At 60.5% G+C, this 19,841-nt stretch carries 22 protein-coding genes and 1 tRNA gene; 12 read left to right on the forward strand and 11 right to left on the reverse strand.

What is annotated here, in order from left to right; genetic code table 11:
- The first annotated feature begins 92 nt into the window (after window positions 1-92).
- On the forward strand, window positions 93-1,097 hold the full coding sequence (locus tag ACIROY_RS13160) for a sulfonate ABC transporter substrate-binding protein (protein WP_402279219.1): 1,005 nt from the start codon (window positions 93-95) through the stop codon (window positions 1,095-1,097).
- Window positions 1,098-1,117: 20 nt separating this feature from the next.
- Here ACIROY_RS13160 and ACIROY_RS13165 read toward each other — a convergent pair whose 3' ends face one another.
- Window positions 1,118-2,113 (reverse strand): SDR family NAD(P)-dependent oxidoreductase, encoded by a 996-nt coding sequence (locus ACIROY_RS13165; protein ID WP_402279222.1) that lies wholly within the window; start codon window positions 2,111-2,113, stop codon window positions 1,118-1,120.
- 97 nt (window positions 2,114-2,210) lie between these two features.
- Between ACIROY_RS13165 and ACIROY_RS13170 the strand changes: the two genes are divergently transcribed.
- Window positions 2,211-3,122, forward strand: a complete 912-nt coding sequence (locus ACIROY_RS13170; protein WP_402279225.1) for a LysR family transcriptional regulator — start codon at window positions 2,211-2,213, stop codon at window positions 3,120-3,122.
- Window positions 3,119-3,736, forward strand: a complete 618-nt coding sequence (locus ACIROY_RS13175) for a tRNA-uridine aminocarboxypropyltransferase (RefSeq protein WP_402341907.1) — start codon at window positions 3,119-3,121, stop codon at window positions 3,734-3,736. The genes ACIROY_RS13170 and ACIROY_RS13175 overlap by 4 nt, the downstream gene beginning before the upstream one ends.
- Here ACIROY_RS13175 and ACIROY_RS13180 read toward each other — a convergent pair.
- A complete protein-coding gene (locus ACIROY_RS13180) occupies window positions 3,717-4,184 on the reverse strand; it encodes an Lrp/AsnC family transcriptional regulator (RefSeq protein WP_402341909.1) in 468 nt (155 codons plus the stop codon). The two genes, ACIROY_RS13175 and ACIROY_RS13180, sit on opposite strands and share 20 nt — an antisense overlap.
- Before the next feature lie 143 nt (window positions 4,185-4,327).
- On the opposite strand from ACIROY_RS13180, the gene ACIROY_RS13185 reads away from it, so the two are divergent.
- The 5 genes from ACIROY_RS13185 to ACIROY_RS13205 all read left to right on the forward strand — a co-directional run bounded on the left by ACIROY_RS13185 (window position 4,328) and on the right by ACIROY_RS13205 (window position 8,882).
- Window positions 4,328-5,389: an ornithine cyclodeaminase gene (locus ACIROY_RS13185; protein WP_402341911.1), complete on the forward strand. Its 1,062-nt coding sequence runs from the start codon at window positions 4,328-4,330 to the stop codon at window positions 5,387-5,389.
- Window positions 5,390-5,428: 39 nt separating this feature from the next.
- Complete coding sequence (rocF, locus tag ACIROY_RS13190) at window positions 5,429-6,352, forward strand: arginase (protein WP_402341913.1); 924 nt, start codon at window positions 5,429-5,431, stop codon at window positions 6,350-6,352.
- 192 nt (window positions 6,353-6,544) lie between these two features.
- Window positions 6,545-7,324 (forward strand): basic amino acid ABC transporter substrate-binding protein, encoded by a 780-nt coding sequence (locus tag ACIROY_RS13195; RefSeq protein WP_402341915.1) that lies wholly within the window; start codon window positions 6,545-6,547, stop codon window positions 7,322-7,324.
- A gap of 86 nt (window positions 7,325-7,410) precedes the next feature.
- On the forward strand, window positions 7,411-8,163 hold the full coding sequence (locus ACIROY_RS13200; RefSeq protein ID WP_402279240.1) for an amino acid ABC transporter permease: 753 nt from the start codon (window positions 7,411-7,413) through the stop codon (window positions 8,161-8,163).
- Window positions 8,160-8,882 (forward strand): amino acid ABC transporter ATP-binding protein, encoded by a 723-nt coding sequence (locus ACIROY_RS13205; protein ID WP_402279242.1) that lies wholly within the window; start codon window positions 8,160-8,162, stop codon window positions 8,880-8,882. The genes ACIROY_RS13200 and ACIROY_RS13205 overlap by 4 nt, the downstream gene beginning before the upstream one ends.
- Window positions 8,883-8,957: 75 nt before the next feature.
- On the opposite strand, the gene ACIROY_RS13210 is transcribed toward ACIROY_RS13205, so the two are convergent.
- The 4 genes from ACIROY_RS13210 to ACIROY_RS13225 form a co-directional block, all read right to left on the reverse strand.
- The gene (locus ACIROY_RS13210) at window positions 8,958-9,992 is read right to left on the reverse strand and encodes a quinone-dependent dihydroorotate dehydrogenase (protein WP_402341917.1); all 1,035 of its coding nucleotides are present in this window, start codon (window positions 9,990-9,992) and stop codon (window positions 8,958-8,960) included.
- A gap of 83 nt (window positions 9,993-10,075) precedes the next feature.
- Complete coding sequence (locus tag ACIROY_RS13215) at window positions 10,076-10,804, reverse strand: arginyltransferase (protein ID WP_402279245.1); 729 nt, start codon at window positions 10,802-10,804, stop codon at window positions 10,076-10,078.
- A gap of 136 nt (window positions 10,805-10,940) precedes the next feature.
- The gene (aat, locus tag ACIROY_RS13220) at window positions 10,941-11,663 is read right to left on the reverse strand and encodes a leucyl/phenylalanyl-tRNA--protein transferase (protein WP_402341919.1); all 723 of its coding nucleotides are present in this window, start codon (window positions 11,661-11,663) and stop codon (window positions 10,941-10,943) included.
- Between the two features lie 22 nt (window positions 11,664-11,685).
- Complete coding sequence (locus tag ACIROY_RS13225) at window positions 11,686-12,270, reverse strand: NUDIX hydrolase (RefSeq protein WP_402279250.1); 585 nt, start codon at window positions 12,268-12,270, stop codon at window positions 11,686-11,688.
- A gap of 259 nt (window positions 12,271-12,529) precedes the next feature.
- Here ACIROY_RS13225 and ACIROY_RS13230 point away from each other — a divergent pair.
- Window positions 12,530-12,606: transfer RNA gene (locus ACIROY_RS13230), tRNA-Met, on the forward strand.
- Between the two features lie 188 nt (window positions 12,607-12,794).
- Here ACIROY_RS13230 and ACIROY_RS13235 read toward each other — a convergent pair.
- Both ACIROY_RS13235 and ACIROY_RS13240 read right to left on the reverse strand, forming a co-directional pair.
- Window positions 12,795-13,001, reverse strand: coding sequence for a hypothetical protein (locus ACIROY_RS13235; protein ID WP_116433234.1), 207 nt, complete (start codon window positions 12,999-13,001; stop codon window positions 12,795-12,797).
- 127 nt (window positions 13,002-13,128) lie between these two features.
- Window positions 13,129-13,458, reverse strand: coding sequence for a hypothetical protein (locus ACIROY_RS13240; protein WP_402341921.1), 330 nt, complete (start codon window positions 13,456-13,458; stop codon window positions 13,129-13,131).
- A 176-nt stretch (window positions 13,459-13,634) separates the two neighbouring features.
- On the opposite strand from ACIROY_RS13240, the gene aroQ reads away from it, so the two are divergent.
- Window positions 13,635-14,219 (forward strand): gamma subclass chorismate mutase AroQ, encoded by a 585-nt coding sequence (aroQ, locus tag ACIROY_RS13245; protein ID WP_402341923.1) that lies wholly within the window; start codon window positions 13,635-13,637, stop codon window positions 14,217-14,219.
- Between the two features lie 3 nt (window positions 14,220-14,222).
- Here the strand turns inward: aroQ and ACIROY_RS13250 are convergent, their stop codons facing one another.
- Entirely contained in the window at window positions 14,223-14,918 is a 696-nt protein-coding gene (locus tag ACIROY_RS13250; protein ID WP_402341924.1) for a M15 family metallopeptidase, read from the reverse strand.
- A 351-nt stretch (window positions 14,919-15,269) separates the two neighbouring features.
- Between ACIROY_RS13250 and ACIROY_RS13255 the strand changes: the two genes are divergently transcribed.
- Window positions 15,270-15,500: a hypothetical protein gene (locus ACIROY_RS13255; RefSeq protein WP_402341926.1), complete on the forward strand. Its 231-nt coding sequence runs from the start codon at window positions 15,270-15,272 to the stop codon at window positions 15,498-15,500.
- A gap of 273 nt (window positions 15,501-15,773) precedes the next feature.
- Here ACIROY_RS13255 and ACIROY_RS13260 read toward each other — a convergent pair whose 3' ends face one another.
- On the reverse strand, window positions 15,774-16,574 hold the full coding sequence (locus ACIROY_RS13260; protein ID WP_402341928.1) for a MetQ/NlpA family ABC transporter substrate-binding protein: 801 nt from the start codon (window positions 16,572-16,574) through the stop codon (window positions 15,774-15,776).
- 172 nt (window positions 16,575-16,746) lie between these two features.
- A complete protein-coding gene (locus tag ACIROY_RS13265) occupies window positions 16,747-17,532 on the reverse strand; it encodes a phosphodiester glycosidase family protein (RefSeq protein ID WP_402341930.1) in 786 nt (261 codons plus the stop codon).
- A 315-nt stretch (window positions 17,533-17,847) separates the two neighbouring features.
- Here ACIROY_RS13265 and ACIROY_RS13270 point away from each other — a divergent pair, with 315 nt between their 5' ends.
- Complete coding sequence (locus ACIROY_RS13270) at window positions 17,848-19,554, forward strand: methyl-accepting chemotaxis protein (protein ID WP_402341932.1); 1,707 nt, start codon at window positions 17,848-17,850, stop codon at window positions 19,552-19,554.
- Window positions 19,555-19,841 lie beyond the last annotated feature (287 nt).

The raw sequence follows: 19,841 nt of genomic DNA on the forward strand, positions 1-19,841 counted from the left end.
GTCGGCTACCGCATATTGATATGGTTTTTTATTCGTTCCCTGAGGTCTGCTCTGCTCTTTAGAGTAAGCAAATCTACAACCATGGGAAGCACATGAAAAAAACAACTACTTTGAAATCAAACGCCGCCTCCGCCACCAATACCTTGCGTCGCAAAGTACTGAGAGGCGGGGCCGGATTCAGCGCCTTCGCCGCCTTGACGTCGTTGTTCCCGCTCTCTGCATCGGCCGCTGCGCGCGAGTTGCGCATCGGTTATCAGAAGGGCGTGCTCAGCCTGCTGAAGGGACGGGGCACGCTGGAAAAACGCCTGGCCCCTTTGGGCGTCTCGATCAAGTGGATAGAATTCTCGGCCGGTCCGGTGCAACTGGAAGCATTGAGCGTGGGGTCCATCGACTTCGGCGACGTCGGTGAAGCGCCGCCAATCTTTTCGCAGGCGGCAGGGTCGCCCCTGATCTATGCCGCAGCCACCGTACCGCGCCCCGGTCTGGAAGGCATCCTGCTCCCGGCCGGCTCCGCGATCAGGTCGGTGGCCGATTTGAAGGGCAAGAAGATCGCCTTGAACAAGGGTTCCAACGTCCATTACTTCCTGGTCAAGCTGCTGGAGAAATCCGGACTGCGTTACGCCGACGTCAATCCGGTGTGGTTGTCGCCGGCCGACGCGCGCGCCGCGTTCGAGAAAGGCGCCATCGATGCATGGGCGATCTGGGAGCCTTACCTGGCCGCTGCGCAAAGCACCTTGTCCGCGCAAATCCTGGCGGATGCCAATGGCGTGGTGAAGAATCGCGCCTACTATTTTTCGTCGAAGGATTATGCGCAGAAGAACAAGGACGTCATCAACATCATCATCGACGAGCTCAACCAGATCGACGTCTGGGCCAAGGCCAACCACGCTGCCTTGTCGGCGGAACTGTCGGCGGTGCTCGGCTTGCCGAAGACGGTGGTCGACATCATGGTCAGCCGTTACAGCTTCGGCACCGAACCGATCACCGGCGCCATCCTGGCCGAGCAGCAGCGCATCGCCGATACCTTCTTCGACCTGAAACTGATTCCGAAGAAGATCGACGTGAAGGAAGCTGCGCCGCCATGGCTGGCAGTGTGATTGGCGCTTGAACGTATTGCCTACGCCGCGCGAGTCTGTGTTCCGGCTTGCGCGGGCAGACAACCAAGCCCACGGAGGGTCGCGCGCACGGCCTCATCGAGCGGCGTGTGCGGCTCTTCACCCAGCACCTGCAGCAGGCGCGCATTGTCCATGCGCACCGGCTGTTGCCACAGGTAGCGCATCTCCTTCATCTCACGGAACAGCGGCACGACCGGCGCGGCCGGGCCCAGCAGCCACCATGGGAAGCTGCGCACCGGCAGCCGTGCCTTGCCGAGCACGCGGCGGATCGCGTCCGTCATTTGTGCGCCGTCGGCGTCCCAGTGGCCGTTCATGTGGAAGCGCGCGAAGGTTTCCAGCGACGCTTCTTGTTCGAGCAGACGAGCCATGGTTTCCGCCAGGTCGGGCAGGTAAGTCCATTGATGGCCGACGCCGCGCTTGCCCGGATAGATGATGGAGGCCGGCGTCTTGCCCGGCTTTACCAATCCCATTGAGAACCAGTTGTTGCCGGCATGCGGGCCGAAGAAATCACCGGCGCGCACGATCAGGCTGCGCACGCCGTCGGCGGCTGCGGTTTGCAGGCGTCGTTCCATTTGCACGCGAATGGCGCCCTTGCGCGTGACCGGATGCTGCGGCGAATCGACGTGCAGCTCGGGCAAGGCGTCCGGGCCGTAGTTGTAGACCGTGCCCGGCAGCACGATGCGGGCGCCGAAGGCCTGGGCGGCGGCGATGCTGTTGTCCATCATCGGCAGCACCAGCTCGGCCCAACGCCGGTAGCCGGGCGGATTGACCGCATGCACGATCACGTCGACACCGCGTGCGGCGGCTACCACGTCGGCGCGCTGCATGGCATCGCCACTGATCCAGTCGAACTTGTGCATGCCGGGGCGGGCGGCGACCTGTTCGGCCTGGCGATGCAGTGCGCGCACGTGCCAGCCTTGCGCGTGCAGGCGATGCGCCATTTCACCGCCGATGCCGCCGGTGGCGCCGAGGACCAATACGTTTTTTCCGTTTGCCATGATTCGCTCCTGTTTGTTCGTTGCAATGAAGTCAGTGTCGGACAAACGGGGGGTAAATGGAATTGGTTAAAAGTATGGTGGTGCTATACTTATTTGTATGGATAAAAAGATCGTCGCCGATCCCGGCTGGGAGTTGTATCGCTCTTTCCTGGCGGTGCTGCAGGAAGGCTCGCTGTCCGCCGCTGCACGCGCGCTGGGGCTGACGCAGCCGACCATCGGCCGTCACGTCGACGCGCTGGAGCAGGCGGTAGGCTTTGCCTTGTTTACCCGGTCGCAGCACGGCTTCATGCCGACCGAAGCGGCGCTCAGCCTGCAGCCGTACGCCGAGAGCCTGGCTGCCACCACGGCGGCGCTGATGCGCGCGGCCTCGGCCCATGGCGGCGCCGGAGAACAGGTGCGCGGGACCGTGCGCATCACCGCCAGCGAAGTGATCGGCGTCGAAGTACTGCCGCCCATCCTGCTGGCGCTCAAACGCAGCCATCCGGAACTGGTGATCGAACTGGCTCTGTCGAGCCGCATCGAGGACTTGCTCAAACGCGAAGCCGACATCGCCGTGCGCATGCTACAGCCGACCCAGGAAGTACTGGTCGCGCGCCGCATCGGCGCCATCGAACTGGGCCTGCATGCACATAAGGATTACCTGGCGCTGCACGGCACACCGAAGGATCTCCCGCAACTGAACGAGCACGCCATCATCGGCTTCGACAAGGAAACCGCCTTCATCCGCAGCGCCGCCAAGCACATGCCGACCTTGCGCCGCAGCCAGTTCGCACTGCGCACCAGCAGCGACATCGCGCAGTTGGCGATGATCCGCGCCGGCTACGGCATCGGCTTTTGCCAGACACCGCTGGCGCGACGCGACGCCAACCTGGTGCGCGTGCTGACGAAGCAGTTTTCGTTCAAGCTCGAAACCTGGGTGGTGATGCACGAAGACCTGCGCAACAGCGCGCGCGTGCGCGTGGCTTTTGATGCATTGGCGGCGGGCTTGCAGGAGTACATAAAACAATGAGCGTTGATGCGCCGTCCAAACGTGCGATGTGCGAGCGCTGCCTGCGCGCGCAGAGCAGTTGCATCTGCAGCTGGATCCGGCCGCTGGCTCCGGCGGCGCAGGTATTGATCCTGCAGCATCCGCTGGAAGTCGCCCAGGCCAAGGGCAGCGGACGCCTGCTGCACCTGAGCCTGGCGGGCAGCGTGCTGGCGCATGGCGAGCAATTCGATGAAAGGGTGTTGCGGGATTTGCTGTTCGGGGGAGACCTCCGTCCGGTGCTGCTGTATCCGGAGACGCCGGGCCAGCCGGCAAGCGCCGTGCCCGATCTGTCCGCACCCGAGTGGCTGCGGCTGGTGATCCTTGACGCCACCTGGCGCAAGAGCCGCAAGATGCTGCATCTGAATCCCTTGTTGCAGGCCTTGCCGCGCCTGCCGCTGATCGATCCCCCGGCCTCGCAATATCGCATCCGCAAGGCGCATCGCGCGGATCAGTTGTCGACGCTGGAAGCCGCCTGCCATGCGCTGGCGCAACTCGAAGACGAGCACACAAAGTACTTACCGTTGCTGCAAGCTTTCGACGGTTTCGTGGCGCAGCAGAGCTCCTATATTCCCACCGTCACTGATTATCAAGCTTGATCGGCAGACCCGATAGCGGTTTGACTTCTTCCAGGCAGATCATGGAGCGCAGGCCGGCCACGCCCGGCACCTGCATCAGGCGATCGGTCAGGAAGTGCGACAGGCTCTTGAGGTCGTGCGAGACCACCTTCAGCAGATAGTCGAAGTCGCCGGAGATCGTGTAACACTCGATGATTTCCGGGAAGGCGCGGATCACGCTTTCGACCTCGCGCACCTGCTTGAACTGGGCGCGGTCGAGCGACAGCGCAACAAACGCCGTGACATCCAGCCCCACCGCAGACGGCGCCACCAGCGCGGCGTAACGCCGGATCACGCCTTGTTCTTCCAGCACGCGTACGCGGCGCAGGCATTGCGGCGGCGACAGGTGGATGTTTTCCGAGATGTCGACATTGCTCATGCGGCCGTCCTGTTGCAGCAATTCAAGGATCTTGACGTCAAGTTTGTCCATGGAATCTCCCGTTAAGCGCCAGTTATGAAATAAAGCTGCATAAGCATGTCTTTATTTATAGGATAAAGAAAGCAAATTTCCAATGTTCATCTGTAAAATTTCTTTCATCGCAGCAAAAGCGGCATCAAGCCGCACCGTTCATCATGGTCAAGTACATCGGCACCCGGGAATTGCAGTCCTTCCTCGCGACGCGCCCACTGGAGCAGGTCATCGAAGGGCTTGCGGCGTATATCAAGGCAGACTACTTGCGCTGGCAACAGTTCGATAAAACTGCGCGGCTGGCCAGTCATTCGGCCGTGGGCGTGATCGAACTGATGCCGATTTCGGACGGGCGGCTGTATTCCTTCAAATATGTGAACGGACACCCGCGCAACACGTCACATGGTTTGTTGACGGTGACCGCCTTCGGCGTGCTGGCTGATGTCGGCAGCGGTTATCCACGTCTGCTGAGCGAACTGACACTGACCACCGCCTTGCGCACGGCGGCGACTTCGGTGCTGGCGGCGCGGCACATGGCGCGGCCGGACAGCCGCGTGATGGCGCTGATCGGCAACGGCGCGCAGAGCGAGTTCCAGGCGATTGCCTTCCACCGTCTGCTCGGTATCGATGAATTACGCGTGTACGACGTTGACGTCGGGGCCACCGACAAGCTGTGTCGCAACCTGCGCGCCTATCCGGACTTGCGCGTCGTGCGCGCCGGCAGCGTCGCCGAAGCGGTGCGCGGCGCCGATATTGTCACCACCGTCACGGCGGACAAGCGCCGCGCAGTGATCGTCACTGCCGACATGGTGGAAGCGGGCATGCACCTCAACGCCGTCGGCGGAGATTGTCCAGGCAAGACGGAGTTGCAGTGTGAAGTCCTGAGCAGGTCGCGCGTGGTGGTCGAGTTCGAGCCGCAATCGCGCATCGAGGGCGAGCTGCAGCAGATGCCGGCCGACTTCGCCGTGACCGAGTTGTGGCAGGTGCTGGCGGGCGAGGCCTGCGGGCGCGTCGGTAACGAGGACGTGACGGTGTTCGACTCGGTGGGATTTGCGCTGGAAGATTTTTCGGCGCTGCGCTATCTGGACGAACAACTGGACGCACGATTCACGCAGCAGATCGACCTGGTGCCAGACCTTGCCGATCCCAAGGATTTGTACGGCGCCGCCGTGGAGCGGGCGCCGACGGATACATTGACAGCAGCGCTCAACTTGCTGCACGCCTGAACAATGAACAATGAATACTAAAACCGCTGAAGGAAATAAATGACAGAAAACCGCAACAAGAAAATCCAGCTGATCGGCGCTCCCACCGACATCGGCGCGGGTCGCCGCGGCGCCTCGATGGGACCGGAAGCGCTGCGCGTGGCCAACCTGCAGCAAGCCTTGCAGCAGCATGGACTCAGCGTGACCGACGGCGGCGACGTCAGCGGCCCACCGAATCCGCAGCAAGGGCCGGTGCAGGGTTTCCGTCATCTGGAGCAAGTGGTGGCGTGGAATCGTGCGGTGTATGAAGCGGTGCACGGCGCCTTGCACCATGGGCAGATTCCGGTGCTGCTGGGCGGCGACCATGCGCTGGCGATCGGCTCGATCGCGGCGGTGGCGCAGCATTGCCGCGAGCAGGGCAAGAAGCTGCTGGTGCTGTGGCTGGACGCCCACGCCGACGCCAACACCAGCGACTCGACACCGACCGGCAACATCCACGGCATGCCGGTGGCCTGCTTGCTGGGCACCGGGCCGGACGCGCTTACCCACATCGGCGGCCAGGTGCCGGCGCTGCAACCGGATGCGATCCGCCAGATCGGCATCCGCAGCGTCGACCGCGACGAAAAGCGCCACCTGCACGAACTCGGGCTGCGCGTCTACGACATGCGCCACATCGACGAGCATGGCATGCGCGTTGCCATGGAGCAGGCCTTGTCGGGCATCGATGCCGACACGCATCTGCATGTGAGCTTCGACATCGATTTCCTCGATCCGGCGGTGGCGCCGGGGGTGGGCACCGCGGTGCAGGGCGGTCCGACTTACCGCGAGACCCAGCTGTGCATGGAAATGATTGCCGACACCGGACGGCTGGCCTCGCTCGACGTCATGGAGCTCAATCCGGCCTGCGACGTGCGCAACCAGACGGCTGAGCTGGTGGTGGAGCTGGTGGAGAGCCTGTTCGGCAAATCAACATTGATTCGATAAAGAAGTAACAAAAAATCAATAAATTGGCTGTTGACTGATCGCCGCATACGCCGGATCATGTCGGGTTCCGCGCTCCGGGCGGCTTTGCAGCGCATTTGCGCAAATGCGAGTCCGTCTTGGAGCGCAAGCAATTCGTCAGTAAGCAATTCATCAACAAGCTCATTTACAAGCTTTACCTCAGGGAGAAAAACAATGTCGCTCAAGAAACTCGTCCTGCTCGCGGGCAGTGTGCTGGCTCTGTCGCTGACCGCGATCTCGGCCCAGGCCGCAGACCAGACTTACGTCGTCGGCGCCGGCGGCACCTACCGTCCATTTGAATTCGAAACGCCGAAGAAGGAACTGGTCGGTTTTGACATCGACATCATCAAGGCCATCGCCAAGGCGTCCGGCTTCCAGATCAAGCTGGTCAGCACACCATGGGAAGGCATTTTCGCCACCCTGGGCCAGGGCGACCGCGACATCATCATTTCCGGCATCACCATCACCGAGAAGCGCGCCCAGATGGTCGACTTTTCGCTGCCGTATTTCCCCGCTGAACAAGTCATCATCACCGGCGCCGGCTCCAAGGTTGCCGGACTGGCCGACCTGAAGAAGCTGCAAGTCGGCGTGGTCAACTCGACCGCCGGCGATATCATCCTGTCGGAAGAAGTCGGCAAGTCCAGCACCGCGATCCACCGTTTCGACAACACCCCGCTGATGCTGGAAGAGCTGTATCGCGGCGGCGTTGATGCGGCCATCGGCGACGTCGGCGTGATCAAGTTCTACATCAAGAGCCATCCTGAAAAACAATTCAAGGTGGTCGGCGACGCCAAGTTCACCCGCCAATACTTCGGTATCGCGGTGAAAAAGGGCAACAAGGAATTGCAGGACAAGATCAACGCCGGGCTGAAGAAGATCGTCGCCGACGGCACCTACGCCAAGATCTACAAGGAATGGTTCGACGCCAACGTGCCGACGCTGCCGTTGCAATAATCAGCAATCCGCGCAGTTAAGTATTTCTTCTCAATGCCCACGTCTTGTTTGCGAGACGTGGGCAGATTTTTACCCGGATTGCATTCATGAATTCTTTCTTCCAATGGGAAATCATCGGCGAGTACCTGCCCTTGTTCATCGAGGGCACGTGGATGACCATCAAGGTCGCGTTTATCTGCGTGATCTCCGGCACCTGCTGGGGCCTGGCCTTGGGCGTCGGCCGGCTGGCTGAAGCACGCCACGGTTTCTGGAAATATTTCCTGCGTTACGCGGTGCAGCTGCCGGTGCGCTTTTATGTCAGCTTCCTGCGCGGCACGCCGCTGTTCGTGCAGATCCTGCTGATCCACTTCGCGCTGATGCCGATGCTGATCAATCCCAGCGGCGGCCTGATCCTGAGCGGCGACATCGCGCGCGAGATCCGCTCGCAGTACGGCGCGTTCGCGTCGGCGGTGCTGGCCATCACGCTCAACTCGGGCGCCTATGTGTCGGAAATCTTCCGCGCCGGCATCCAGTCGATCGACCGCGGCCAGAGCGAAGCATCGCGTTCGCTCGGCATGACCTACATGCAGACGCTGCGCAAGGTGGTGCTGCCGCAGGCGTTCCGCCGCATGCTGCCGCCGCTGGGCAACAACGCCATCGCCATCGTCAAGGATTCGTCGCTGGCCTCGGCCATCGGCCTGGCTGAACTGGCCTATGCCGCGCGCACGGTCTCCGGCGCGTATGCGCGCTACTGGGAGCCGTACCTGACCATTTCGCTGGTGTATTGGGGCATTACCTTGCTGCTGTCGGCGTTCGTGCGGCATCTTGAAACCCGCTACGGCAAAGGAGATGCACGATGATCATCGTCAAGCAATTGCAGAAACAGTACGGCGATGCACACATCCTGCGCGGCATCGATTGCGAGATCAGGGAGAGCGAAGTGGTGTGCGTGATCGGGCCTTCGGGTTCGGGCAAGAGCACCTTCCTGCGCTGCCTCAACGGCCTGGAAGAAGCGACCGACGGCGAGATCTTCATCGACGGCGTCAAGGTCAACGATCCGCACGTCAACCTGAACACGCTGCGTGCCGGCCTCGGCATGGTGTTCCAGCGCTTCAACCTGTTCCCGCACATGTCGGTGCTGGAGAACCTGATCATGGCGCCAATGCAGGTCAAGAAACTGTCGCGCCGCGAGGCGGTGCTGGTGGCCGAAAAGCTGCTGCAGAAAGTCGGTTTGCTGGAAAAGATCGACGCGTTTCCGAACCAGTTGTCCGGCGGTCAGCAGCAACGCGTGGCGATCGCCCGCGCGCTGGCGATGGAGCCCAAGGTCATGCTGTTCGACGAACCGACCTCGGCGCTCGATCCGGAACTGGTGGGCGAAGTGCTGACCGTGATGAAGACGCTGGCCGAAGAAGGCATGACCATGGTGGTGGTCACCCATGAAATGGGCTTTGCGCGCGAAGTCTCGGATCGTGTGCTGTTCATCGACCAGGGCGTGATCATGGAAGAAGGTCCGCCGCAGCAGGTGCTGGGCGAGCCGAAGAATGAGCGCACCCGTGATTTCTTGCGCAAGGTGCTGTAAGCCTCACATTGAACGCCCAATAAAAAGCCGCCGCTGCACGCAAATGCAACGGCGGTTTTTTTATGCAAGACCGGTTCAGCGCAAGGCGTCGGCGCATTCCTTGACCAGCGCCGGGCCGCGATAGATCAGGCCCGAATACAGCTGCACCAGCGAGGCGCCGGCTTCCATCTTGGCCTTGGCGTTGCTGCCGCTGAGGATGCCGCCGACACCGATGATCGGCAGCGCGTCGCCCAGTTCGGCCTTGAGGCCGCGCACCACCTGGTTCGACAATTCGAACACCGGCGCACCCGACAGGCCGCCGGCTTCTTCGCCGTATTGCAGGCCCTTGACGGCGTCGCGCGTGATGGTGGTGTTGGTGGCGATGACGCCGTCGAGCTTGTGGCGCAGCAGCGCGTCGGCGATATTCTTGATCTGCTCGCTGTCGATATCGGGTGCGATCTTCAGCGCCACCGGCACGTAGCGCTTGTGCTGGTCGGCCAGGTGCAGTTGCGCATCCTTCAGTTGCGACAACAGGGCGTCGAGTTCGGACGCGCCTTGCAGTTGGCGCAGGTTCTTGGTGTTGGGCGACGAAATGTTGACGGTCACGTAGCTGGCGTAGGGATAGACTTTTTCCAGGCAGTGCAGGTAATCGTCGGCGGCGCGTTCGATCGGGGTATCGGCGTTCTTGCCGATGTTCAGGCCGAGCACGCCTTGCTTGGCCTGGTAGAAGCGTGAGGCCTGCACGTTGGCGACGAAGGCGTCGACGCCGCCGTTGTTGAAGCCCATGCGGTTGATGATGGCGTGGGCGGCGGGCAGGCGGAACATGCGTGGCTTCGGGTTGCCCGGCTGCGCGCGCGGCGTGACCGTGCCGATTTCAATCGAACCGAAGCCGAGCGCCGCCAGGCCGTCGATGTAGGAGCCGTCCTTGTCCAGGCCGGCGGCCAGGCCGACCGGATTGGGAAAGGTGACGCCCATGACCGTGCGCGGATCGGCGGCCGGTTTGCTGATGAAGCCGGTCAGGCCGAGCGCGGCGGCGCGGCGCAAGGCGGGCAGGGTCAGGTGGTGGGCGGATTCTGCGTCGAGCGAAAACAGCAGGGGACGAGCGAGGGCGTAGAGGAATTTATCGGACACGGTGATGGGCTGGAGGAAAAAGTGCCGCTATTTTAACGTGTCCGGGGTGCTTTTCCGCGCTAAACGGCGTGCGTGGGGCGAAGCTATTCGCGCAATTCGGCCCAGTTGCCGTCCTGCAATGCTTCCAGCGGCTGGAAGTTGGTCTTGTAGGCCATCTTGGCGCTTTCCTTGATCCAGTAGCCGAGATAGACATAGGGGATGCCGAGCTGGCGGGCTTGTTCGATCTGCCACAGGATGTTGTAGGTGCCGTAGGACGAGCCTTCGACATCGGGATCGTAGAAGGTATAGACCGATGACAAGCCGTCATCAAGCACATCAATGATGCTGACCATGCGCAGCGTGCCGTCGGCTTCGCGGAATTCGACCAGGCGCGTGTTGACCTTGCTCTGCAGCAGGAATTGCGCGTACTGGTCGCGGCTGTCCTGGTCCATGCCGCCGCCGGCGTGGCGCACCGACTGGTAGCGCAGGTACAGCTCGTAATGCTCGTAGGCGTAGGTCAGGTTGGTGACCAGCGTGACCAGGCCGCTGTTCTTGCTCCAGGCGCGGCGCTGGCTGCGGTTGGGGCTGAATTCGGCGGTCTTGATACGCACCGGCGTACAGGCTTGGCAGCCGTCGCAATAGGGACGATACGTAAAGATGCCGCTGCGGCGGAAACCGGTCTTGACCAGTTCGGAATAGACATCGGCGTTGATCAGGTGCGACGGCGTGGCGACTTGCGAGCGGGCTTGCTGGTTATCCAGGTAACTGCAGGGATAGGGAGCCGTTGCATAAAACTGCAACGTGGAAAACGGCAGGTCTTTAAGATGCGTCATGGGCGTCCTGAGGTGCAATCATTGGCAGTCGCTTCGCTATGCGCGGCGATGTAACGATTTCGTCACGATTCCCTGTAATTTACACTACTTTGGGGCCGCAGTAACTGCACCGTCGGCAGGGCTTCAACGCGGGGCGTCAGGCCGGCGGAAACAAGTCCAGTGGATGCCAGAAACCAATCTGCGGCGCCTCGATGGCCAGGCGCAGATGTTTGATGAAGTCGTTGCGCGGGATCGGGATCGCTCCCAGCGACGCCAGGTGCGGCGTCTCCTGCTGGCAATCGATCATCTGCACGCCGTGCCGGCGCAGGAAATGCACCAGGTAGGCCAGCGCCACCTTGGAGGCATCAGTCACGCGCGCAAACATCGATTCGCCGTAGAACATCTGGCCGATCGACACGCCGTAGGCGCCGCCGACCAGTTTCCCTTCCAGCCAGACTTCCGCCGAATGCGCATAGCCGGCGCGATGCAGGCCGCAATAGCCGTCGACGATGTCCTTGGAAATCCAGGTGCCGGCGTCGTCGCGGCGCGGCCCGGCGCAGGCGCGCATGACGTCGCGGAAGGCGGAATCGAAACGGATCTCCCAACGCTGGTCGGTATGGCGGCTGCGCTCGATCTTGCGCAGGGTCTTTTTAAGGCTGTCGGAAATGATGAAACGGTCGGTGTACAGCACCATGCGCGGATCGGTGCTCCACCACAGGATGGGCTGGCCTTCGGAGAACCACGGGAAGATGCCGTGGCGGTAGGCTTCGAGCAGCCGTTGCGGCGACAGGTCGGCGCCGGCGGCAAGCAAACCGGCCGGCTCGGCCAGCGCCTTGGACACATCGGGGAAGGGCGAATCGACATCCAGCCAGGAAATCATGCGCAGTTCCGTTTACGTTCGTTTAGTCAGGCTGTTCCGGCTGCACCATGCGTTTGCGGATATCGTCGGTGTGCAGGCCGAACACGCCGTCGCCGGTCCTGACCTTGGCAAGATCGGCAAAGAAGGAGCGCAAAGTGTATTCCACCGTCGGGAAGGCGATGTCGGCCCAGGGGATTTCATCTTCCCTGAACATCGCGACTTCCAGGCTTTCGGTGCCGGCGGCGTAATCGAGATCGAGCAGCTCGGCCAGGTAAAAGAAGTGCACCTGGTGCACGTGCGGCACGTTGATCAGGGAGAACAGCGCGCCCAGCTTGATGTGTGCGCCGGCTTCTTCTTCGGTTTCGCGTTCGGCGGCTTCGCTGGTGGTTTCATTGTTTTCCATGAAGCCGGCCGGCAAGGTCCAGTAGCCATGACGTGGTTCGATGGCGCGCTTGCACAGCAGCACGCGCACTTCGCCGTCACGTTCCCAGACCGGGATGGAACCGACCACCATTTTTGGATTCTGGTAATGAATGGCGCCGCAATTGCCGCACACGAAGCGCGGGCGATTGTCATCGGGAGGAATCTGCAACGAAACCGGATGAGCGCATTCAGAACAAAATTTCATAAAAGGCGGTAGGCGTGTTTTTGTAGGAATGTCCGACGGCGAATAACGCGCCATCGTCTATATGGTGATTCACGGCAAATGCGAGGTAGAAGTGTATCACTGTCGCCATCAGGGTCACTCTTTTATGCATGCATGCGTCCCTGTGCAAATCGTGATGCCTCCGTAAGGCGCGCGCAGCATGACGCACGCGCGCAAAGAAAGTATTCTCAGTGGAAATTTGCACGGAAGGTGGATATGTCGTATAATCTATTTCTTCAGACGCGGGGTGGAGCAGTCTGGCAGCTCGTCGGGCTCATAACCCGAAGGTCGTAGGTTCAAATCCTGCCCCCGCAACCAAGATTCAGGCGAAAGCCCCGACTTCCTAAACGGATCGGGGCTTTTTGCTTTGTGGTGCCTATATTGATTCGCTTGCGCCGTCATGAAGTCATTAAGGTCATTACGCCGCACAAACAAAAAGCCACGCGAACGTGGCTTTTTTTATTTCCGATCTATCCATCATCGCCGGCATCGCTGCCGGCACATAATCATGCCGTGACTTTGGCGCCGTCGCTTTGCACGATGGCGGTGGCGCCGTTGGGTTGCTTGGTTGCGGTGTTGGTGTCGGTCTTGATGTCACCGCCGGCGTTGGCGACCAGCTTGGCGAAGTCGACGGTGGATTTGCGTTTGGATGCAGCTTGCTGTTGCGCGTGGACGTTGGCGGCAGCAGTGCTCGAAGATACGGTGTTGGTCATGTGGTCACCCCTATAAAAACTAACGGACGAAAAGCGGACGGACGAATTCTGTGCTCAGTTCCAGCGAAGCCAGTATAGGGGAGGAAGTACGCACGCTTGATGACGCGCGGGGGAAACTTACACAGCTTTACGAGCGTGAAGATGCTGCGTCTTTTCTCTGCAACTGCACCGCAGACGAGATCGCATCGTCATTCTCTTCTTCCATGTCCAGCGCCTGTATCGTTTCGTACGCTTGCACCGCCGCGCGGCGATAGGCGGGCGAATTACAGCAACGTTCGGCGGCGGTGGTTTGCTGTACAGGCTTGAGCAAGACCGGAGAAGGCGCGGCTGCAGAGTTGGCGGCGGCGCGACGCTGCGTAGATGAACGTGATGGCGGCGCAACCGGTCGCGGGCGTGTAAGCCAGGTCACGAAGACCGGCAGCAGCAGGATTGGCCAGATCAGAAAAATGAATTGCATGACATGCTCGGAGCTTGAAAGAGATGTCTTGCATTGTCGCGAGTCGGCGTGTCGCGCAATATAGGAAAAATCTCAAACTGACATGCAGCGCTGCCGGGGTGCAACGCATTGCAACGCGGCAAGGACGCGATGAGTGTGTTTCAATGGCGGTTCCCATTTTTTCGAGAGAGACCGCGATGAATTCATTGCGCTACGCTGCGCGCCTGAATGTGCTGTTGCAGGCTTTTGTACTGACACTGCTGATGGCCGGCTGTCAATCGCTGTCGACGACGCCGGACCAGGCGGCGCGTCAGAAAATCGACGGCTTGCTGACGCTGATCGATCAGCGCCTCGATGTGGCGGTGAAGGTGGCGCAAACGAAGTGGAATTCCGGTGCGCCGATCAATGATCCTGCACGCGAACGACAGATCCTGGATGACCTCACGGCGTCGCTGAAGACGGCAGATGCGCAAGACAAGTCGTTCATGCGCCGCTTCTTCCAGGCGCAATTCGATGCGGGGAAAATCATCCAGGTAGCGCTGCATGCACAGTGGAAGCAGGAAGCGCATGCGCGCTTCGCCAATCCACCCGATCTGGCGCGCGATATCCGTCCGGAGCTTGACCGGTTGACGCCACTGCTGATTGACGCGCTGAGCCAGGTGCGACCATTGTTGCAGCAGGCATCTGCCAAACATTATTTGAAGCAGCGCGCCGGCGTACTGGTGCGTGACGACGCTAATGGCGCCGTGCGCGCGGAGGCTGTACGCGTGTTGCTGGAATAGTCTTCAGCGCTTGCTCTGTCCCGCGCAAGCTTTGCCGCGCGTCACCAGGTTCGGCATGGCGACGATGTCGCTGCGCTGCATGCACGCGCCATATCCTTGCGCATAGGCGGCGAATTCAGCGCGCGCCTGGTCCTTCGGCAGCGCCAGCAGGCGGGCGATGAAGTCGCGGCTGCCGATTTCAAAATGCTGATAGTCGATCGGTTGTTTCCAATACCCGCCCCAGATCAGGAATCCGTGCCGGAAGAAGACTTCCAGCACTTGCTCCGCCATGCCCGGTCGCACTTTGCGTGAGACATATGCGCTTGCCGCAGACGGCAGCATCATGGTCTGTCCCGAGGCGTCCTTGCCGATGTATGGGTTCTGCACAGGATTGATGTCGATGGCGACGCCGTAAGCATGCTTCGACCAGGCGCCGCCGCCGGTGATCGGACGGCCGTTGAAGGCCGAGCTGTTGTTGTGGTCCATCGAGGCTTCATCGTCGCCGTGATAGAGCTCCATCAGCTGTGCCCGCTGCAGCGGGAATTTACGTTCCAGCAGTTCATCGAAAATCGCCTGCACTTGCGGCGCCACGGCGTCGAGCACGACCAGGCTGCCGTCGTCATGCTGCTTGCCGTGGAAATCGCGATACGAGAAGGTCACCAGCGAGAGGCGTTCGCAGGGCACAGGATTGGTCGCGCTCAATACCTGGTTTTCTTGCATCGCTGCGCATTGTCGGCTTGTCAACGGTGTGACGCCGGCCAGCGCAATCCCGCTTGCCGACAAGCCGCAAACAGCGAAGAGAATGGGAAGAGACAAACGGCGCAACGACTGCGGGAAACAAGAGGGCATGAGCGGGAAAAGAAACTATCTGAAGGTTTTGTTGCGAATACTTACGCAAAGATGCGCAATTCTCCTACAAGATGACCGCGACAGGGCGGGAACGATTGAATTCAAGGGCATCTAAATTTGTGGAGGTAGCAGGGACTTGCTCAGACCCTGCCGTACCCATTCTTGTTCAAACAACTCTTGGAGGCATCTATGTTAGTTCGCCATGCAGTCTTAGCTTCAGTCATGTTCACAGCTCTTCTGGCCGGTTGCAACAAGCGCGATGAAGCGCCCGCCACGCCGCCGCCGGCAACCGATTCGAGCGCAACGCCGGCTCCGGCAACGCCAACCCCGCCGGCGATGACACCGCCACCAGCACCTGCTACTCCGGCTCCGGACGCGGGCAGCAGCAGTGCGACCACGCCAGCTGCGCCGCCACCGGCTGATGCAGGCGGCACCGGCGACAAGAAGCCCTAAGGAATTGGGGAAGCAGGGAACGCGATGATGCCGGGATCATCCCCGGCACGCGCAGTCTTCAACGAAAGTTGAAGATATTGGACAAGGGTTTGGAAGAAATGCGAACTTTGTCCGCAAGAGGGAATCCTAAAAATGGTTGAACTGTTCCTTCAACCTCCCTCTTGAAAGGGATTTTGACCCGCGGCACAGAGTCTGCGGGTCTTTTTTATGAGCGGACGGTTTGTGATGTCTGCCGCATTACCTCAATTACATCAGCATCACATCAGCATCACATCAGAACGCCGGCACCAGCGAACCCTTGAATTCGGTTTCGATGAAGTTGCGCACTTCCGCCGATTGATAGGCCTTCACCAATTTCTTGGCCCATGGCTTGTCCTTGTCTTCGGTGCGCGTCACGATCAGGTTGGCGTAGCGGCCCTTGGCATCTTCCACCGCGATGGTGTCGCGCTGCAGGGACAGGCCGGCCTTGACTGCGTAATCGTTGTTGATCGATGCCGCCGCCAGGTCGTCCAGCGAACGGGGCAATTGCGCGGCGTCCAGTTCGATCAGTTTCAGTTTCTTCGGATTTTCGATCACGTCGAGCGGGGTGGCGTTGACGCCGTTTTCACCGACGCCCGGTTTCAGCTTGATCAGACCGTATTTTTGCAGCAGCAACAAGGCGCGGTTGCCATTGGACGGATCATTCTGGATGCCGATGCTGGCCCCTTGCGGCAGTTGATCGACGGATTTGTATTTCTTGGAATAGATGCCCAGCGGCGCCGTGATGGTCAGCCCGACCGGTGTCAGCTTGTAGCCGCGCGCCTTGATCTGGCTGTCGAGAAAGGGCTGGTGCTGGAAGGCGTTGGCGTCGAGGTCGCCGGCGTTGAGCGCTTCGTTGGGCTGCAGGTAGTCGCTGAAGGTGACGATCTGGATCTCGAGACCGTCGCGCGCGGCGACTTTCTTGACCACTTCGAAGGTCTGTTCGGCGTTGCCGACCGAAACGCCTACCTTGATCTTGTGCTTGTCCTGCGCCGAAACGGCATTGGCGCCCAGCGCCAGCAAAGCGAATAATACGGAAACCGACCAGCGACGCATTTTTTCTCCCGATGATTGTAGTGATGATATGCAGTGCCTGGCGCCTGGATGGGCGAGGCGAGCAAGGCGCGATGGTCACATATCGCCCGGCGCGGGAGAACGAAGGATTTTGCATGTCGATATGCGCAAGCCGCATCATCGTTGCAACGTCGGAACCCCATGTCGGGTTGGTCTACTTGTCTGCTGTTTTTACTACCGCAATGATGGCCCCGAACGCCGGGCCGATATCGGCTTCCAGCGAGGGATACATGCGCGAGATGTTGCCGTCGAGGTAGAGCGCGTCGACGCAACGCAAGCGGTCGCGCAGGAACAGCGCGAAATCATGGAAGCTGATCGGGTTCCTGGCGATGGCCAGGATGACTTTCTGCGCCGGATCAATGCAAACGGCGTTGCGCACGAACAGGTTGATCGAGCCCGGATCGAAGGCGGCGTTGATCTCGCCGTTGCGCAGCATCATCGGTCCCGATTGCGTCGCGTACACGGCCTGCGACAGCCAGCGGTCGCGGTCGCTGTCGACCGTGGCGGTGTCGACGATGCGTGCGCGTCCTTCTTCGACGATGAACACGCCGTTGGGCTGCAGGTAGAAATTGCCGTAGGCGTCGCGCCGCGTGTTGAGCTTGCGCAGCGCCACGCCGCCTTCGACGTACAGGCCGAGGGGGCGGCGCTCCTTGTCGTAGATGCCGGCGTTGGTGGCGCAGACCACCTCCTTGCCTTGTGGACGCAGCCAGTTGCGCAGCGCCGAGAAGGTGCCGAACACCTGGCCGGCGGGATCCTTCCAGTACATGCGCAAGGTGTCCTGCTGCAGGTCGATCGTGCAGGTGTTGATGTTGATCTGTTGATAACGGTATTGGCGCAGTTCGGCGGCGCCGGCGGCAACAACGACAAACATGATGAAAGCGAACAAGCCGGCGGCGAGCAGTTGCGGCAATCGGCGGGCAGGGGGGAATGGCTGGGGCATGCAGATAACGTTATGCAGGAAAACTGTAAAGAGTAACAAAGAGCGCTCAAGAAATCGCATGAGTTGTCGTAAAGAATCAAGTTCGCATCATGCATTCCAGTTTCACGGCGTCACTGTTCAGACAGTGACGCAATAAAAAAAATATTGCAATGAAAACCACATACGGAAGCCGGCAAGCATTTCTTCCATACCGCCGGCAAGCCATCAACGCCACAGGGGCAAATATAGCCCCGACGCTGTCTTCTGCTTTCTTCCACGCTCCCATGGCATCGCGGGGCGAGGTAACCGCACTTCCTTGATCCCAAAGAGCACCCCATGAAATGGTTTTACCACTTGAAAATTGCCCACAAACTGTTGCTGTCGTTTGTAGCGGTACTGCTGTTGACGGCGCTTCTCGGCGCCTTCTCGATCGCCCAGATTGCACGCGTCAATCAAGCTTCCACCGATATCAGCACCAACTGGCTGCCGGCCATGCGCGCAGCGCTGCAAATGAAGACCGCACTCAGCCGCATCCGCGTGGCGGAACTGCAGCACATCCAGTCCGACAACGAGGCGGATTTCTCACGCTATGAGAAATCGATCGAAGGACAACTGGCTCAGCTCAAGAAATTCGACAGCATTTATGCCCCGCTGATTTCGGAACCGGATGAGAAGATTGTCTATCCCGAATTCAAGAAGAACCTCACCGCCTATCTGGCGGAAAACCAGAAGATCGTGATGTTGGCGCGCGGCGGCCTCAACGACGAGGCACGCCTGCTGATTCGCGGCGACTCGACCAAGATCTACCTGGCGATGACCGAGCAGCTCGATCGCCTCAGTGGCATCAACGAAGCCGGCAGCGCCATCGCCGACCAGACCGCCACCAGCACTTATGAAGCTGCGCGCATCTGGATTGTGGTGATCCTGGCTATCAGCGTGGCGCTCGGGTTGATGCTGGCGTTCTGGGTCGCGGCGATTGTGTCGCGTCCGCTGACGAACGCCGTCGAGATCGCCCAGCGCGTCGCCGCGGGCGACCTGACTGCGCGTATCGATGTCCAGTCGCGCGATGAAACGGGTCAGTTGATGGGCGCACTCAAGGCCATGAACGACAGCTTGCTGAACATCGTGTCGCAGGTGCGCACCGGCACCGACACCATCGCCACGGCATCGACGCAGATCGCCAGCGGCAACCTCGACCTGTCGTCGCGTACGGAAGAGCAGGCCAGCTCGCTGGAAGAAACCGCCTCGTCGATGGAAGAGCTGACCTCGACCGTCAAGCAGAACGCCGACAATGCGCGCCAGGCCAACCAACTGGCGGAATCGGCATCGGCCGTGGCGATCCAGGGCGGCAGCGTGGTCGGCCAGGTGGTAGACACCATGGGCGCGATCAATGACTCCTCGCGCAAGATCGTCGATATCATCAGCGTCATTGACGGCATTGCGTTCCAGACCAACATCCTGGCGCTGAATGCGGCTGTGGAAGCTGCACGCGCCGGTGAGCAGGGTCGCGGCTTCGCGGTGGTGGCGTCCGAAGTGCGTAGCCTGGCACAACGCTCCGCCGCCGCCGCCAAGGAAATCAAAACCCTGATCGACGATTCCGTCGGCAAGGTTGACTCCGGCAGCAAGCTGGTGGAGCAGGCCGGTGCAACGATGGCGGAAGTGGTCGCCAGCGTGAAGCGCGTTACCGATATCGTGGCTGAGATCAGCTCGGCCAGCCAGGAACAGAGCGCCGGCATCGAACAGGTCAACCAGGCCATCGCTCAGATGGATGAAGTCACGCAGCAAAACGCTGCACTGGTGGAGGAGGCCGCCGCAGCCGCGCAATCGCTGCAGGACCAGGCCGCGACCTTGTCGGAAGTGGTCAGCGTGTTCAACATCGGCCAGGCGCAAGTCCGCGCCGTGGAGGATGTAAAAAGGCCGGCGCCTGCCGCCAAACGTTCCATCGACGTCACGCCGCGCACGACAGCGCTGCAGCCTAGAAGCACACCAAGGCTGGTGGTGCCCAAGACCCCGGACAACGAATCGGATTGGGAGCAGTTCTAAGTCATTCGCGTCTCGCAGGGAAGAACGCCGCACTGAGCAATTCAGGCGGCGTTTTTTCGTGGCAGGTACGCTTTTCACGGTCCTTTTCGATCACTTTCGGCCATATTGGGTGCGCCGCAACAAGCGAGGATTTGGAAATATCGGAAAAGGTTTTTTCGTTTTTTGAACGAAAAGTGTGTGGAATATTATCGAGATGCGCAAAAAACGCGAACGGGGGGGTGTCGGTATAAAAAAATCTGTCGTATATGACGGAAATGTTACACTCCTGCCCCATGGTGCCAGCATCT

It is taken from the genome of Herbaspirillum sp. NPDC101396, assembly GCF_044767365.1.
Taxonomy (GTDB): Bacteria; Pseudomonadota; Gammaproteobacteria; order Burkholderiales; family Burkholderiaceae_D; genus Herbaspirillum.

Excerpts from the sequence above, each read along its gene's own strand:
- ACIROY_RS13160 (WP_402279219.1), top strand. The coding sequence starts at position 93 with ATGAAAAAAACAACTACTTTGAAATCAAACGCCGCCTCCGCCACCAAT.
- ACIROY_RS13165 (WP_402279222.1), bottom strand. The coding sequence starts at position 2,113 with ATGGCAAACGGAAAAAACGTATTGGTCCTCGGCGCCACCGGCGGCATC.
- ACIROY_RS13170 (WP_402279225.1), top strand. The coding sequence starts at position 2,211 with ATGGATAAAAAGATCGTCGCCGATCCCGGCTGGGAGTTGTATCGCTCT.
- ACIROY_RS13175 (WP_402341907.1), top strand. The coding sequence starts at position 3,119 with ATGAGCGTTGATGCGCCGTCCAAACGTGCGATGTGCGAGCGCTGCCTG.
- ACIROY_RS13180 (WP_402341909.1), bottom strand. The coding sequence starts at position 4,184 with ATGGACAAACTTGACGTCAAGATCCTTGAATTGCTGCAACAGGACGGC.
- ACIROY_RS13185 (WP_402341911.1), top strand. The coding sequence starts at position 4,328 with ATGGTCAAGTACATCGGCACCCGGGAATTGCAGTCCTTCCTCGCGACG.
- rocF (WP_402341913.1), top strand. The coding sequence starts at position 5,429 with ATGACAGAAAACCGCAACAAGAAAATCCAGCTGATCGGCGCTCCCACC.
- ACIROY_RS13195 (WP_402341915.1), top strand. The coding sequence starts at position 6,545 with ATGTCGCTCAAGAAACTCGTCCTGCTCGCGGGCAGTGTGCTGGCTCTG.
- ACIROY_RS13200 (WP_402279240.1), top strand. The coding sequence starts at position 7,411 with ATGAATTCTTTCTTCCAATGGGAAATCATCGGCGAGTACCTGCCCTTG.
- ACIROY_RS13205 (WP_402279242.1), top strand. The coding sequence starts at position 8,160 with ATGATCATCGTCAAGCAATTGCAGAAACAGTACGGCGATGCACACATC.
- ACIROY_RS13215 (WP_402279245.1), bottom strand. The coding sequence starts at position 10,804 with ATGACGCATCTTAAAGACCTGCCGTTTTCCACGTTGCAGTTTTATGCA.
- aat (WP_402341919.1), bottom strand. The coding sequence starts at position 11,663 with ATGATTTCCTGGCTGGATGTCGATTCGCCCTTCCCCGATGTGTCCAAG.
- ACIROY_RS13225 (WP_402279250.1), bottom strand. The coding sequence starts at position 12,270 with ATGAAATTTTGTTCTGAATGCGCTCATCCGGTTTCGTTGCAGATTCCT.
- ACIROY_RS13235 (WP_116433234.1), bottom strand. The coding sequence starts at position 13,001 with ATGACCAACACCGTATCTTCGAGCACTGCTGCCGCCAACGTCCACGCG.
- ACIROY_RS13240 (WP_402341921.1), bottom strand. The coding sequence starts at position 13,458 with ATGCAATTCATTTTTCTGATCTGGCCAATCCTGCTGCTGCCGGTCTTC.
- aroQ (WP_402341923.1), top strand. The coding sequence starts at position 13,635 with ATGAATTCATTGCGCTACGCTGCGCGCCTGAATGTGCTGTTGCAGGCT.
- ACIROY_RS13250 (WP_402341924.1), bottom strand. The coding sequence starts at position 14,918 with ATGCAAGAAAACCAGGTATTGAGCGCGACCAATCCTGTGCCCTGCGAA.
- ACIROY_RS13255 (WP_402341926.1), top strand. The coding sequence starts at position 15,270 with ATGTTCACAGCTCTTCTGGCCGGTTGCAACAAGCGCGATGAAGCGCCC.
- ACIROY_RS13260 (WP_402341928.1), bottom strand. The coding sequence starts at position 16,574 with ATGCGTCGCTGGTCGGTTTCCGTATTATTCGCTTTGCTGGCGCTGGGC.
- ACIROY_RS13265 (WP_402341930.1), bottom strand. The coding sequence starts at position 17,532 with ATGCCCCAGCCATTCCCCCCTGCCCGCCGATTGCCGCAACTGCTCGCC.
- ACIROY_RS13270 (WP_402341932.1), top strand. The coding sequence starts at position 17,848 with ATGAAATGGTTTTACCACTTGAAAATTGCCCACAAACTGTTGCTGTCG.